The 14753-nt window shown below is 54.0% G+C and carries 12 protein-coding genes; 6 read left to right on the forward strand and 6 right to left on the reverse strand.

Going from position 1 to position 14753, the window contains the following annotated elements:
- Positions 1-146 precede the first annotated feature (146 nt).
- A complete protein-coding gene (locus HCG48_RS14205) occupies positions 147-1130 on the reverse strand; it encodes an alpha-ketoacid dehydrogenase subunit beta (protein WP_168569747.1) in 984 nt (327 codons plus the stop codon).
- A gap of 201 nt (positions 1131-1331) precedes the next feature.
- On the opposite strand from HCG48_RS14205, the gene HCG48_RS14210 reads away from it, so the two are divergent.
- Positions 1332-1535, forward strand: coding sequence for a hypothetical protein (locus HCG48_RS14210; protein WP_168569748.1), 204 nt, complete (start codon positions 1332-1334; stop codon positions 1533-1535).
- A 356-nt stretch (positions 1536-1891) separates the two neighbouring features.
- On the opposite strand, the gene bicA is transcribed toward HCG48_RS14210, so the two are convergent.
- The 3 genes from bicA to HCG48_RS14225 form a co-directional block, all read right to left on the reverse strand.
- Complete coding sequence (bicA, locus tag HCG48_RS14215) at positions 1892-3598, reverse strand: bicarbonate transporter BicA (RefSeq protein WP_168569749.1); 1707 nt, start codon at positions 3596-3598, stop codon at positions 1892-1894.
- Between the two features lie 131 nt (positions 3599-3729).
- Positions 3730-3936: a hypothetical protein gene (locus HCG48_RS14220; RefSeq protein ID WP_168569750.1), complete on the reverse strand. Its 207-nt coding sequence runs from the start codon at positions 3934-3936 to the stop codon at positions 3730-3732.
- Between the two features lie 432 nt (positions 3937-4368).
- A complete protein-coding gene (locus tag HCG48_RS14225) occupies positions 4369-5370 on the reverse strand; it encodes a WD40 repeat domain-containing protein (RefSeq protein WP_168569751.1) in 1002 nt (333 codons plus the stop codon).
- A 234-nt stretch (positions 5371-5604) separates the two neighbouring features.
- Between HCG48_RS14225 and HCG48_RS14230 the strand changes: the two genes are divergently transcribed.
- Positions 5605-7002, forward strand: a complete 1398-nt coding sequence (locus HCG48_RS14230; protein WP_375339314.1) for a TldD/PmbA family protein — start codon at positions 5605-5607, stop codon at positions 7000-7002.
- Positions 7003-7120: 118 nt separating this feature from the next.
- On the opposite strand, the gene pirA is transcribed toward HCG48_RS14230, so the two are convergent.
- Positions 7121-7276: an arginine synthesis PII-interacting regulator PirA gene (gene pirA / locus HCG48_RS14235; RefSeq protein WP_168569752.1), complete on the reverse strand. Its 156-nt coding sequence runs from the start codon at positions 7274-7276 to the stop codon at positions 7121-7123.
- Between the two features lie 203 nt (positions 7277-7479).
- Here pirA and hflX point away from each other — a divergent pair, with 203 nt between their 5' ends.
- From hflX to xseB, 3 genes are read left to right on the forward strand one after another with little or no spacing between them, the layout of a single operon-like run.
- Entirely contained in the window at positions 7480-9216 is a 1737-nt protein-coding gene (hflX, locus tag HCG48_RS14240; RefSeq protein WP_168569753.1) for a GTPase HflX, read from the forward strand.
- Between the two features lie 11 nt (positions 9217-9227).
- Positions 9228-10193, forward strand: a complete 966-nt coding sequence (locus HCG48_RS14245; RefSeq protein ID WP_168569754.1) for a phosphodiester glycosidase family protein — start codon at positions 9228-9230, stop codon at positions 10191-10193.
- 37 nt (positions 10194-10230) lie between these two features.
- A complete protein-coding gene (xseB, locus tag HCG48_RS14250) occupies positions 10231-10497 on the forward strand; it encodes an exodeoxyribonuclease VII small subunit (protein ID WP_168569755.1) in 267 nt (88 codons plus the stop codon).
- A gap of 329 nt (positions 10498-10826) precedes the next feature.
- Here the strand turns inward: xseB and glsA are convergent, their stop codons facing one another.
- Complete coding sequence (gene glsA / locus HCG48_RS26095; RefSeq protein ID WP_168569756.1) at positions 10827-12917, reverse strand: glutaminase A; 2091 nt, start codon at positions 12915-12917, stop codon at positions 10827-10829.
- A gap of 269 nt (positions 12918-13186) precedes the next feature.
- Here glsA and HCG48_RS14260 point away from each other — a divergent pair, with 269 nt between their 5' ends.
- Positions 13187-14746 carry a slr1306 family protein gene (locus HCG48_RS14260; protein ID WP_168569757.1) on the forward strand — a complete coding sequence of 520 codons (1560 nt, stop codon included), beginning with the start codon at positions 13187-13189 and terminating at the stop codon, positions 14744-14746.
- Positions 14747-14753: the final 7 nt, after the last annotated feature.

The following is a 14753-nucleotide window of genomic DNA, read 5'->3' on the forward strand; positions in this document are numbered from 1 at the left end:
AACTGTTCTGAAGACGAGAGATTTTAGAGGGTCGCCGATTCGGGGTTCCCCGTTCGACGGGGCGATCGTCGCTCGAGCTTCTCCGCGTCGGGGTCAAAGGGAACCGCGCGATCGCCCCCCATCCAAAATCCGAGAAGCGGCTGCCCTTACACTTGCAGGGTCACCATTTTCTGCACCGCTTCGACAATTTGCCCCGGCTGGACGATCGTCAGACGCTCCAACATCCCGTTATACGGCGTGGGAACGTCTTGCGACGCCAAGCGCAACACGGGGGCGTCGAGTTCGTCAAAAAAGTGTTCGTCAATGGAAGCCGTCAGCTCGGCGCCGATGCCCCCCGTCTTCATACATTCTTCGACGATAATCACCCGATGGGTTTTGCAGACCGACTTGCCGATCGTTTCGAGGTCCAAAGGCTTGAGGGAAATCAGGTCGATCACTTCCGGATCGATCCCTTCTTTTTGCAATTGCGGCACTGCCTGCATGACGTGGTGACGCATCCGCGAATAGGTCAGAATCGTCACGTCTTTACCCGATCGCACTACCTCTGCTCGATTCAACGGCACCAGATATTCATGACTGGGTAAATCTTCTTTTAAGTTGTAAAGCAAGACATGCTCGAAAAACAGCACCGGATTTTGATCGCGAATCGCACTTTTGAGCAAGCCTTTCGCATTGTACGGCGTCGAGCAAGCCACGATCTTCAAACCCGGAACCGCTTGAAAATAGGCTTCCAACCGTTGGGAGTGTTCGGCCCCGAGTTGACGCCCCACGCCCCCCGGACCGCGAATGACGATCGGGATCGTAAAATTGCCACCCGAGGTGTAGCGTAACATTCCGGCATTGTTGGCGATTTGGTTGAATGCGAGGAGCAGAAAGCCCATATTCATCCCCTCGACGATCGGGCGCAGTCCCGTCAATGCCGCACCGACCGCAAGCCCAGTAAAGCTATTTTCGGCGATCGGCGTGTCGAGAACCCTCAGATCGCCGTATTTATTGCACAGATCTTTCGTGACTTTATAGGAACCACCGTAGTGACCCACGTCTTCACCGAGGACGAATACCGAAGGGTCACGAGCCATTTCTTCGTCAATGGCTTCCCGGAGGGCGTTGAAAAAAAGCGTTTCTGCCATCTTAAAAGCGGTTAATGGGTCAAACTCTCATCTTACCGTTTCGAGGAAACGACGCGACGATTTTCGGGAATTTTGGCGGCTCACCTGCGGTTTGAGCCCCCTAACCGAGCAGATCGCGCGGCGATCGCCTTCCAAGGGTAGCCCCTTGCAACCCCAACCCCTCGCCAGCCGTCCCCAACTGTCAGAGAGTTCTGCTCGTTTATGCAAATTGTGCAAATTTTGCAAATTTTCTGCAACTTTCTCACCTCATTGTCTCCTGCAACTATTCGAGGCGATCGCTCTCAAGCTTTTGCTAGCATCGCTTACATTTACATTCGCGCGCGATCGCCCATTTTATCCTCAGAATTAACGGCAAATTCAACTCGCTTCGATCGGGGGTTCATCCGAGCGCACAAACCGTCATGATTGCGGAGAAGCGATCGCCCACAATAGCTCTCAATACCTGCTATTTATCCCAATTTCAAGTTCTCGCCAATCTACCGACGTACAGAATCTTAGAAAAATCATTCTCTAGAGTTGATTGGGCGATCGTTCCTATTTCTCTTAGCCGTTAATAGGTCTTAAAAACAATCCAAATCATACCATTTTCCTAAAACATCGATCTCTCTCATTATTTTTGTAAAAATGGTATAAGTGCCAAGCAAGGGCTTGAAAACTAAACCCCATACTGGATTTTATTATCTTTCTTTATAAATAGTTTTTCAAGAAGTAAGTTCAAATTGAACCCCCCAGAAACAACCAGGGGGTTAAACACAGTCTAATTACGATACAGAGGGTGACGATTTATCGACTAAATCGTAATTTACCCCTTGTTTTTGGCGCACGATCGCCAAACCTTGTTGCAAGGCGGTGAGGCGGTCTTGAATCCAGTAATTTTCTGGAATTAAACTCGCAATGCCGAGTTTTTCCAAACGACCTTTGACTTTACCTGTCGCGCCAACAACAATCACGTCGCGATCGGCGTCAATTGCCTCTCTAATTGCATTTTCAATCGCCAAAGATGAAGTCACGCCAAGAATTGGAACTTCATTCAAATCCACCAGCAACACCTGGTAATTGGCGATCGCCCCATGTTCTCGGTAAATCGCTTTCGCCACGCCAAAAATCATCGGACCGCTTAGATGAAACAGCAACACCCGACCATTCGCCAAATCCAGCAACTCTTTTTCTTCTGAGTTCAACACGATTCGATCGTCCGCATCCGTAATCGCCTTCACCGACTGAGATTGCAACCGTTCCAGGCGATCGATCGTCAAGATATTAGCAATAAATACTCCGACGGCAACCGCAACCATCAAATCGACAAAAACCGTCAGCAAGACGACACTGTACAGAATCCCCGCCGCTTTTAAGGAAATTTTGTGGACTCGTTTCAAGAATGCCCAATCGATAATATTGATCCCAACTTTTAAAACAATTCCCGCCAACACGGCCAGAGGAATCACCGACGTTAACGGCGCCGCCCACAAAACGACAATTAACAGGAACAAAGCGCGGCTAATTCCCGATAAAGCGGTGCGTCCCCCTGCTTTAATATTGACCACGGTGGCGGTAGTCGCTCCAGATCCGGCAATGCCGCCGCACAAACCCGTGACTAAATTAGCGACTCCTTGCGCGACTAATTCTTTATTGGATTTATGCTCCATCCGAGTCAAACTGTCAGAAACCAAACAGGTTAGCAGACAGTCGATCGAGCCGACGACCGCTAAAATAGTGGCATTGACAAACATCAAGCGAAAATTTTCTGCAGTCCACATGGGAAGCCGAAATTCGGGAAAGCCGGGGGTGATTTCGCCAATGGTGGCGATCGTGCGAATTTCTACCCCTCTAAATAACAGTAAAGAAACGATCGTCCCCACCACTAAGGCAGCTAATTGCGGCGGGACGATCGTCTTCAATTTAGACGGGTAAAAAATCACGATCGCTAATGTCAGCGCTCCTAAAAAGGCTTCGTAAGGATTGGTGTTGGCGATTAAGGTCGGTAATTCTTTGATGACGCCAAGAACGCCCCCACCCGGGGTTTCTTGACCCAAAAAAGGCGCGATTTGTAAAAAAATGAGAATCACCCCAATTCCGGTCATAAACCCGGAAATGACGTTATAAGGGAGCATGGTGATATAGCGGCCTAAGCGCAGCACACCAAATAGCATTTGCAACACTCCGGCCATCATAATGACCGTAAAGGCCATCGCCATCCCGTTTTGGGGATCTTTTGCCATTAATTCGGCGACCACGGCGGTGACGATGACGGTCATCGGTCCGGTGGGTTCGGAAATTAAGCTCGGCGTTCCGCCAAATAAAGCGGCGAAAAAGCCGACTAAAATAGCTCCCCACAAGCCTGCGGAAGCGCCTGCACCGGAAGCAATCCCGAATGCTAAGGCCATTGGTAAGGCAACGACTGCTGCCGTCAATCCGCCAAAGATATCTCCTTTTACGTTCCTAAAATGGATGTGATTGGTAATTTGCATGGCCAATTGTCTTGGGTTTAAAGATGAAGCTCAAATGATGGCGGACGATCGCCATGGCTACGAAAAATCGCCACAAAAGAGCTATTGCACTCGTTGTTAGCGGTCGAGTGTTGCTGTTAACCCATCGATCTTTAGTGGGTTTTCTCGTGAGTAAGTAGGGGGCGATCGCACGATGGAAGTGGCGTTAGATCCTGGGTTTCGATCGGTGTTGTCGCGCTCCCCGTTCGCCTAATTTCAATCTTGGCAATCCGGTATTGCTTCCACCCGACGCGATCGGTGTTTGATGGATTGGATTGCCATAACTTGTCCGTTGCCGACTCGTCAGACGGTCTTGACAAGGAACCCCCACGTTCCGAGGGTGAGTGCTAGTGAGAAGTGATTCCCGATTTTGCTTCGGAAAATTGAAGCCAAGATCGAGAGCGAGACTCCTGCGATCGCCGAACGAGTCGATCTCTAGGCGAGTTGAATCTCATTGTTGAATCTCATGTAAATAATTTACCAGAACCTGGGTTCTTTGAATGATATCCATTAGATTAATTTATGGTGATGCCGCTTGGGGCTATCCCTAGAGCTTCGCCATTGTCAAGTTTGCGAGGGGTCTCATGGATGGCTCCGGTTTGGGGGCGCAAAACTGGAGGGGCGAAAAGTTTTTTGCCCCCCACCAATATAATTAGTGAGAGGTAAGTAGAGTATAATTTTTAGTATCTAGAAATTGTTTTATCCCCTATCGGGAGACAAAAGGAACTGAAGGTGCGGCGATCGCGCCCAATTCAGGCCACCAAACTGCCAATTTGCCACATCTGAAGGCCGCCGCGATCCATTCCGGCGACCAGAGTGCTACTGTCGGGGCTGAACGCCAAAGTCAGGATCGCTTGAGCGTCGTTGCTGTCGGCGTGCAGAACCTGCAATAAGTCGCCGCGATCGATCTCCCACAGCCGCACGGTGCCGTCGCCGCTTCCACTGGCGAGCAGGTGACCGTCGGGGCTGATGGCGACGCAATAGACCATCTCGCGATGACCTTCCAAGATCCGTAAGGGCAGATCTTGAAGGTTGGCGGACTCGGCGATCGCCCAGATGGCAATTTGTCCCTGACTGTTCCCCGTCGCCAAGAGGCTGCCATCGGGAGCGATCGCGAGGGAATAGACCGGATCCTCTCCGGTTCGCAAACTGCCGCATTGGCTGCCGTCGATAAACTTCCACAGTTTGATCGTCCCGTCGCGGTGAGCGCTGGCAAACACCGAGGTACTGTGTCCGGCGGCGATCGCCTCGACCGGGGCGTTGGGGGTCGCGATCGCCTGTTGTAATTTGTGCGTTTGTAGGTTCCAAATTTGAATCGTTCCCCCTTCGTCCCCACTGAAACCGTCGTCGCAGGCGGTACCGCCGGGGGCGGAAAATAAGGTATCGACCAAGGTGCGATCGCTGCCGACGATCAGCCGTTTGCCGGACGGACTGAACAATACCGCCGTCACGCGACCTCGGACGGAAAATTTTTCTAACAGGTGACCGTCGGGGAGGTGCCAGAGATCGATGGTACCGTCGGGGGCGCCCACGGCGAGCAAATCCGATTGCGGCCCGATCGCCAAACAGGTGACGCCGAGGGGATAACCGAATAACGTATGGAGGCGATCGCCCGTTTTGGCCCCCCAAATCTTGAGTGCGCTGTCACAACTGCCGATCGCGAGCATCTCCCCGTCAGGGCTGAACGCCACTGCAGCTACGGGGCCGGAACGATCGTAAAGGGTGCGGGTCAGTTGAAAAGAATCCCGAGACATGGGGGATGAATCTCTCTGGCTAAACGGTGAAGTCAACGAGCAATCTCGATCGGTATTTATCTTTATACCTATCCTATTGTAGAGAGTAGAGACGATCGCGACATGTTTGCGCCTGCTCAAACCGATCCGGTTCGCCATCGGTGGCGAACCGAAAGCACGGCGATTGTTTCGTCCCTCGACTAGACTGGAGAAAATGCCTTCTAGGCGAATTACGAATCACAACCAGAGAGTGTAATGAGTCAGGAAACCTGCTTAGACCGGGCGATCGCCGATCGCTTGCGAGAGGCGGTCTCGACCTACCGCGATCGCGCCGACTATCTCGAAATCCGTTTGGAACAAAGCGAGTCTACGGCGATTTCATTTCGCGGCGATCGCCTCGATGCCGCCAATCGTAACTTTTCCCTAGCGGGAGGGGTGCGCGCCTGCCACAAGGGGGGCTGGAGTTTCGTCACCTTCAACGGTTTGGACGAACTGCACGATCGCCTCGAAGAAGCGATTTCCCAAGCGAAACTCGTCGGTACCGAAACCACCCAACTCGCCGAGATCGAGGCGATCGAAGATTTCGTCCCCCTCGAACTCGGACGCGACCCGCGCGGAATTTCCCTCGCCGAAAAACGGGATTTAGTCGAACGCTACAACCAACTGCTGCTCGCTTACGACCCGCGCATTCAAACCACCAGCAGCAGTTACCGCGATCGCTTCGGCGTCACCTATTTTGTCAATTCTGCCGGAACTTGCATCGCTCAAGAACGCCTCGACATCTCCGGCGGTTTCGGGGCGATCGCCCGAGGCGAGGGCGGTCTCGTCCGTCAAGGCTACGAATCGGTTCACTCGCGCTCCGACTACAACGCTTTCGTCGATCTCGAAGACCGGGTGCGATCGGCTGCCGAACGTGCCATCCGCCAATTAGAAGCGAAATCCGTTAAAGGCGGTCAATATACGGTGGTTCTCGACCCCTATCTCGCGGGGGTGTTCATTCACGAAGCATTCGGCCATTTATCCGAAGCCGATTTTGTTTACGAAAATCCCCGGATGCAAGAGTTATTGCAATTGGGTAAAGCCGTGGCGATCGAACAGCTCAACGTCGTCGATGACGCGACCTTAAACGGACTTCCCGGTTCGCTCAAATACGACGATGAAGGGGTCCGGGCGCAACGCAAATATTTAATTAAAAATGGCGTCCTCACCCAGCGCCTGCACAACCGGGAAACCGCAGGCAAAATGAACGAAGCCCCCACCGGAAACGCCCGCGCCCTCAGTGCTAGTTATCCGCCGTTGGTGCGGATGACCAACACGGCGATCGAACCGGGCGATCGCAGTTTTGCCGAAACGATCGCCGATATCGACGAAGGTGTATATGCCGTTCGCATGATCGGCGGTCAGACTAACGGCGAAATGTTTACCTTCGCCGCCGCCGAAGGCTACATGATTCGCGACGGTCAAATTGCCGAACCCGTCAGCGACGTTACCCTCACCGGAAACGTCTTCCAAACCCTCACCGATATCGAGGCGATCGGTAACGATTCGGTGTATACCAATGGCGGTTGTGGCAAAGGCGGTCAGTCCCCGCTTCCCGTCAGCGTCGGCGGTCCCCACGTTCGCATCAAGGATGTCGTGGTCGGCGGGCGCTAGCCTATTCCCGATCGCATACCTAAGACGAGGGGGCTGGCGATCGCGCCACCGGGCAGGTCTTAACGTACCTCTCGGTGGCGATTTCCAGCCCCTTGGGCCGTGTAAAGGCCGAGCAAAATTATTTCAAATATTGGGCTTCGGCTTCGAGGATCCGAACCAAATTTTCATCACCTTTTTGTCTGGCCATTTCGATCCGATGTTCCAACCGTTTTTGCAGATTGGCGCGATGGATGGCCGCCGCTTGTTTAACCGATTCTAGAGTAAGTTTGTTCATAGTGGACTTTTTAAGGGTGTCGAGTGATGTACAATCTCTTTCCTTTAAAATAACATTATAATCCGCGAACCGTATAAAATTTGACGAAAATTTTCAACAAGTTAAGGTAAAGCTCGGCGATCGCCCGCCCCCGGAAAAAGCCGCGATAAAATTAACAAGATCGATCTGTCCTTTATTGGGGAGGACCAGGTTTCTGGTCATCAGTGCCTATCGAAACGATTTACGGCAACCTGCAAGGTCTCAAACCCAGCCAGTTAAAGCAGTTGAAACGGCTTTACCACCAACGCCTACCCGTAGACTGCATCGCGACGCCGGAATTTTCCCAGCGACTGGCTGCCATTTCCACGGACATTGGCGAATCCGTGTGCGCCTACCTCAACCGCCGAGGTCAGGTGATTCGTGTTGGCGTGGGAACCCCGCGTCAAACCCAAATCCCGCCGTTAGAATTGCCGCGCTACGGGGTCGGGCGCCTCAGTGGCATTCGCTGCCTGTCCACCCAGGTCAAAGCGGAAGGTCCCAACCAAGAATCGCTGACGGCAATGGCGATCCAGCGCCTCGATGCCTTAGTCGTCCTCACCCTGACCGGGGAAGGATTCGAACGTCGCGGCGGTGGAGCCACCGGATATGTTAGAGAAACCTATCTGGCCTATTTAACGCCGCAAGCGACGGGCAAAGCGGGGGAAGACGGACAAGCCGAAGAACTGGCGATCGCCAATTGGCACGTGTCCGGGCCGATGAGCCTCGACCTATTGGCGAAGCAAGATTTTCTCAACTTAGTCGAAGGGTTAGAAGCCGAATTCGAGCGCCAATTTATCGCCCGCGAAGTCGATGGGCGTAGCGATTGCGCCCTGCTCGTCGGCGTGATGACCGCCGAGATCGACCCGGAACAGTTCGAGGACGGCTTAGCCGAACTCGCCCGCTTGGTGGATACCGCAGGGGGTAAAGTCCTCGGGACGATCGCCCAGAAACGATCGCGCCTCCACCCGCAAACGGCGATCGGCGCCGGAAAAGTACAGGAACTCGCCTTGAGCGCCCAAACCTTGGGAGCCAATTTGATCGTGTTCGATCGCGACCTGTCCCCGGCGCAAGTGCGTAACTTGGAAACCCAAATCGGGGTGAGAGTCGTAGACCGTACCGAGGTGATTTTGGATATCTTCGCCCAACGGGCTCAGTCCGGCGCCGGAAAACTGCAAGTCGAACTGGCCCAACTCGAATACACCCTACCGCGCCTCACGGGTCGGGGAGAGGCGATGTCCCGTTTGGGGGGTGGGATCGGTACCCGAGGACCGGGGGAAACGAAACTCGAAACCGAACGGCGCGCCATTTCCCGGCGGATCGCCCAGTTGCAAAAACAGGTCGATCGCCTCCAGGCCCATCGGTCGCGAATGCGCTTGCAACGGCAAAAACAAGCGGTTCCGTCGATCGCGATCGTCGGCTATACCAATGCGGGGAAATCGACCTTGCTCAATACCCTGACCAGCGCCGAAATTTACACCGCCGACCAGTTATTTGCCACCCTCGATCCGACCACCCGACGCTGTTTCGTTCCCGACGCCCAAACCGGAGACCGACTGGCGATCGTCCTGACCGATACGGTGGGGTTCATCCACGAACTGCCCCCGTCGCTGATGGATGCGTTTCGGGCGACTTTAGAAGAAGTGAGCGAAGCCGATGCCTTGCTGCACGTGGTCGATTTATCCCATCCGGCGTGGCAAAGTCATATCCAGTCGGTGCGCCAGATTCTCAAAGAACTCCCGGTGACGCCGGGCCCGTCGCTGATCGTGTTTAACAAGATCGATTGTGTCAGTAGCGAGGCCCTGGCGATCGCCCGGGAAGAGTTTCCCTTAGCGGCGTTTATTTCCGCCCGCGCCGGGTTGGGATTGGAAACCTTGCGCCAACGGATCGGCCAATTAGTAGACTACGCGATCGCCCGAGAATGAGGAGGATGTAGATGTGGAAACGTCAGGCGGCATTCCCGAAGCAACGCCGTTCCCGAAGCAACGCCGTTCCCGTAGGGTCTGCAAACAAGAAAGGAGTCAGCAGGATCGCCGCAACGGTGCTGCTTTTTTCGCTTTCCCTCGGGGGCGTCGCCGTCGGCAGACCCCCCGCGAATCCGGAACAAGAGGCGATTTCCGACGCTTTTCAACCGATTTTAGAGGCGCCTGGGGTGACCTTGTTTCAACAGGGCAGCGATTACGTCCAGGCGATCGATCTCAGTCGAGGGGCCTCGGTATCGTTTGAATTCGGTCCGGTGGTGGAACGGCGATCGGGGTTGGGGGCGTACGGCGGCGACGACCCCGAATTCGAGCGCCAAAGCTTGGAGACGGCGTGGAGGACACTGCGCGATCGCGATCCGGCAGCGTTTTGTATGGCCAACGGGCAGTTTTTTCGCAACGATCGCAACCGAGCTACCGCCCTCGCCTTTCCGGTGAAAGCGAGGGGCGAATTCGTCAGCGACGGCTATGCGGGAGAAAGCGAATTTGCCGACGAAAAACTGATTTTAGAAGTTTGGCCCGATCGCGCGGAGATCGTCGCCTTCGATCCCCTTGAATGGCGACAGAATGAGGCGCCCGAGGCGATCGTCGGCTTAACACCGACTGCTGAAAAAAGTAGCGCGATCGCCGTCGGGCGAACCTTCGCCGGAATTAAAGATAAAGATGGTGACGGTACGGCAGAAACCGTTTTATTATTGTCGTCGAGTAAGGCGACTCAAGCCCGTGCGGCTGAAGTTTTAAAAGAGTTCGGCGCGATCGCCGTGCTGATGCTCGACGGAGGAGGTTCTACCCAACTTCTGTGTCGGGATCGCCATTATCTGGATTCTCCCCGTACCGTACCGCAAACGATCGCCGTGACTGCCGCCTCGAAACAAACACAGTTTTTTCCGAGATTTCGAGACGGGCGATCGCCCGCCCTCTAAGATTGAACCCCCACTGAATTTTGATATTTCTATTCCTATGAGTGCCGCCCAACCCATTGACCACAACCGCCCCCCTCACGAGTCATTCCCCCCGGATTGGAGCTATGAAGAAACGGTCGATAAGGTTGAAGAGATTATCGAACAAGTCGAATCCGGTAATTTGGAGTTGAGCGAAATTTTCGACCAATTTGCGATCGCCGTCGAATACTTACACCAGTGCGAAACCTTTCTGAGCGACAAGAAACAGAAAATGGGGTTGTTAGTCGAAACTTTAAACGACCGACCCTTGGAATTTGAGTTCTAACGTTCTTAATGGCTCCGTCGATCTATAGCCATCCTCAATCGTGTTGTAAAATTCATCGGTTCTGGAGACACGGCAATGCCGTGTCCTTACAGGCGATGTGAACAGGCGATCTAAAATTCCACTGCATCAGTCCCGAAACCCGCTTGCTATATTCCCTCGGTCATGTCGCCCACCAGGCTTGCGACGAACTCCCCCAGCCCTCTGGGGGGTTTTTTCCAAGTACGCGATCTGACTGGCAGTAAAGGATCGAATTCCACAGTGGGAATCTGGAGATTCCCTCCAACTCTCCTGGGGGGAGTGCAATGTACTCCCCTTTTCTCCTGTTCGGACTAAGTTCGGGTCTCGCGCATCCACTGCAAGAAGGTATCGACGGAGGTGGTGGGGTCGAAAATGTGTAAGCCGAACCGTTGCGAGAGTTCTTCAAAGACTTTAATCCCGCGAACGCTGTTACCGCGTTTGTCCAGGGGCGGGGAAAACACGGCAATGCCCATTTGTCCGGGAACGACGGCGATGATGCCGCCGCCGACACCGCTTTTGGCGGGAAAGCCGACATTGTAGACCCAGGCTCCGGCAAAATCGTACATCCCGCATGTATACATTACGCTGAGAAAGTCTCTCACATAAGGGGCGGCGATCGCCCGTGTTCCGGTCATCGGATTGATGCCGTTGTTCGCTAAGGTCGCGCCCATCACGGCTAAATCGCGACAGTTGACGATCGCCGAACATTGCTGCAAGTATAAATCGAGGGTTTCGCCGATACTGCCTTCGATCATGCCGAAATTGCGCAACAGGTAGGAAATCGCCCAATTGCGATCGCCGCAATGCTGCTCGGAAACAAAGGTCGGGGTATCCACGAAGACTTTGTGACCGATAAAGCGTTTATACATTTCCAGAACCCGATTGAGCCGTTTCGCCGGACTGTTCCCCAGAATCAAATTGGTCGTGGCGATCGCCCCGGCGTTGACCATCGGATTGTGAGGGCGTTTGGAACTTTCCTCCACCTTGACAATGGAATTGTAAGCGTCTCCCGTCGGTTCCACATCGACTTTCTGCAAGACGTAATCGCGCCCGCGATCGCTCAGGGCCATACCATAGGCAAAGACTTTAGAAATCGACTGGATTAAAAACGGTTGTTCGTAATCGCCGACCGCATAAACGTCGCCATCGACCGTCACCGCACAAATGCCGAACCAATCCGGATTAATTTCGACTAAATCCGGTTCGCTCAAATAAGGCGTTCCGTCGCGCAACGGTAAATATTTTTGGTGTAACTGCTCTAAAAAGTCCTGAAATGGGGAATGAATGCCATTTCCCGAACGATCGCGCTCCTCTTCCGTTTCCAAATAAGGCGTCGAGAGAGTTTTGTTGCCGAGTTTCGCGCGATCGCTGCGCCGAGGGGGGCGATCGAATCCCCGTTCGCAACGCCCGACGGTGACTTCCTGGGAAACTCCGTGAAACACGTGCAGGTTAAAGCGTTCCGCGAGTTCCTCAAACACCTTAACCCCGCGTTCGCTTTTGCGATGTTCTCCTAATGGCGGCGAAAATACGGCAATCCCCATTTGACGGGGAACCACGCCGAGAATCGCCCCGGCGAGGCCGCTTTTGGCTGGAAAGCCGACGCGATAGGCCCACTGACCGGAAAAATCGTACATCCCGCAGGTGTACATAACGCTGAGGAGATTTTTGACATATTGCGAGGCGATCGCCCGTTCCCCCGTTATCGGATTGACCCCTCCATTCGCCAAGGTAGCCGCCATTATCGCCAATTCGCGACAATTGACCATTAACGAGCATTGCTGGCAGTACAAATCGAGGATTTCTTCAATATTGCCCGCGATCGTGCCGAAATTGAGCATCATGTAGGCCATCGCCCGATGCAGGTTATTCTTATTTTTTTTAGAAATATAAGTCGATTCGTCTACAGAAACCTCCCGTCCCACGTAACGCCGGAACATCTCCAACAGGCGGCGGTTGCGTTCGCTGGGGTCCGATCCGGCGATTAAGCTAGTCGTGGCGATCGCGCCGATGTTGACCATCGGATTGTAACGCCCTTCGGTTAACTCCTCGTGTTCGAGAATCGAGTTGACCGGATCTCCCGTCGGTTCGACTCCAATTTTTCTAACCACTTCTTCCGATCCGCGATCTTCCAAGGCCAAACCGTACACGAAGGGTTTAGAAATAGACTGCATGGTAAACAGGCGATCGGTGTCTCCGGCTTGGTAGATCTTGCCGTCTGCACTCACCACGCAAATCGAGAACCAATCGGGGTTAGCTTTGGCTAATTCCGGCAAGTAGTCGGAGACGACCCCCTCGTTAAGGGGGCGGTACTTTTCATGCAGACTTTTGATAAAGCCTTGTAAAGGCGGTTCGATCGCCTCGAACTTTCCGATTAAATCCGTCAACTCGGTTAAATTCCTCATGGCGTTGACTGCAGCACCTCGATATTACAATCTTTGCCCCTGACCTCCATCGAGGTTCTCAAAGGTGTGTCTATCTTTTTGTCCTGACAGGAGATCGCGTTGTAGCGAAAGTTACTCCTTCGGCGATGGGCGGCTAACCCGCGATCGCCGCCAACTCGACCGCCGAAAATCGCGTCTCCCGTCGGCCCGATCCTCTAGAATGGAGATCGGATATCAGATACCGCTCGTCGCTATCCGCTATCCAAGATTTAGAGATTCGGGAAAGACTCATGGCTGTCCAACTCCGGCGACCCCTGTTAATTGGCGGACTTACGTTGTCCTTTGGCTTGTGGCTGATGCAGAGTTTCGACGATGCACTTGCCGAAATGGGAGAACTCGGGGCGATCGTGGCGATCGCCCTCGGGGTGGGATGGTGGATGTTGGACAAGCCGAAACCTGTAGAACTTAAAGGAGTTAGGGCCGGATCGATCGATCGCGACGCCGTAGATCGGGCGATCGCCTCAGTAAGAACGATCCTCGATCGCGCCGCAGCCGAAGCGGCGGAAATTAAAGCAGAACGCCGCAAAAGCGAGAGTTCGAGCGAAATTGAGCGATTGCGCGACCGCCTCGCCGAACTCTCTGTCGAGGGTACCCTCGATTCCCTGACGATCGCCCTCGTCGGCGCCAAAGGAACGGGCAAAACCAAGCTACAAGAGGCGATCGCCCGCAGCCAAGCGCCCGACTTTCCCCCGATCCACTGGCTCGAAACTCCCGCCTTATTGACCGCCACAAACCGGGAAACGGAGTTACAAGATAGCGAAACTTGGAAACAGGCAATTGCTGCCGATTTAGTCGTCTTTTTAACCCGTGGCGACCTCACCGAGAGCGAATATCGGATTGTGAAACAACTGCACCAGTCCGCCGCGCGATCGCTCGTCGTCTGGAATCAGTGCGATCGCGAAACGGAAGAACGACAGGCGACGATTTTGCAAAGTTTGCGCGATCGCCTCTCTCCCCTACTCGGTTCCCAAGACGCGATCGCGATCGCCGCGTCCCCCAATCCGGTGAAAGTCCGCCAGCATCGTACGGATGGGTCGGTTGCGGAAAAAATGGAAACCCGCGCACCGCAGATCGCCCCCCTGCAGTCTCGATTAGAGCAGATTTGGGCAACGGAACGGCAACAACTCCACCTCGCCAAAACTTATCGGGAAGCAATCGAGTTGAAACGGGAAGCACAAACCCAGTTAAACCAACTGCGCCGCGATCGCGCCTTACCGATTGTCGAAAAATATCAGTATATTGCGGCGGCGGCAGCCTTTGCGAACCCGGTCGCAGCCCTAGATTTACTGGCGACGAGTGCGGTTAGCGCCCAATTAATCGCCGATTTGGGCGAAATTTACCAGCAAAACTTTTCTCTCGACCGGGAGAAGGCGATCGCGCGGGCTTTAGCGGAACAATTGGTGAAATTGGGCATTGTCGAACTGTCGAGTCAAACCGTCGCCGCCATCCTCAAAAGTCATGCAGTGACTTACATCGCCGGGGGCGTGGTTCAAGGAATTTCCGCCGCCTATCTGACCCGCCTCGCCGGATTGAGTCTGATCGAATATTTCCAAGCGCAAGATGCGAGTCTCGCCAGCGAAAGCGGGATGGAACAGTTGGCGAATACGGTCAAAGCGGTGTTCGAGCAAAATCGGCGGATGACCGTACTGCGCGGCTTCGTCGAGCAAGTGGTGGGGCGTCTGGCGCCGGAAGGCAAACAATCGGCGAGCTTGAGCGCCCAAGTCGCAGCGCTGCAAGAGAACAGAAGCCGAGACGGGGCGATCGTGCCGAATCTCGAACCGACATCTTAAGTTTGAT

The sequence above is a fragment of the Oxynema aestuarii AP17 genome, assembly GCF_012295525.1.
Lineage (GTDB): Bacteria > Cyanobacteriota > Cyanobacteriia > Cyanobacteriales > Laspinemataceae > Oxynema > Oxynema aestuarii.

Coding starts and splice junctions, on each gene's coding strand:
- HCG48_RS14260 (WP_168569757.1), top strand. CDS start 13,187: ATGGCTGTCCAACTCCGGCGACCCCTGTTAATTGGCGGACTTACGTTG.
- HCG48_RS14205 (WP_168569747.1), bottom strand. CDS start 1,130: ATGGCAGAAACGCTTTTTTTCAACGCCCTCCGGGAAGCCATTGACGAA.
- pirA (WP_168569752.1), bottom strand. CDS start 7,276: ATGAACAAACTTACTCTAGAATCGGTTAAACAAGCGGCGGCCATCCAT.
- HCG48_RS14245 (WP_168569754.1), top strand. CDS start 9,228: ATGTGGAAACGTCAGGCGGCATTCCCGAAGCAACGCCGTTCCCGAAGC.
- bicA (WP_168569749.1), bottom strand. CDS start 3,598: ATGCAAATTACCAATCACATCCATTTTAGGAACGTAAAAGGAGATATC.
- HCG48_RS14230 (WP_375339314.1), top strand. CDS start 5,605: ATGAGTCAGGAAACCTGCTTAGACCGGGCGATCGCCGATCGCTTGCGA.
- glsA (WP_168569756.1), bottom strand. CDS start 12,917: ATGAGGAATTTAACCGAGTTGACGGATTTAATCGGAAAGTTCGAGGCG.
- HCG48_RS14225 (WP_168569751.1), bottom strand. CDS start 5,370: ATGTCTCGGGATTCTTTTCAACTGACCCGCACCCTTTACGATCGTTCC.
- xseB (WP_168569755.1), top strand. CDS start 10,231: ATGAGTGCCGCCCAACCCATTGACCACAACCGCCCCCCTCACGAGTCA.
- HCG48_RS14210 (WP_168569748.1), top strand. CDS start 1,332: ATGCAAATTGTGCAAATTTTGCAAATTTTCTGCAACTTTCTCACCTCA.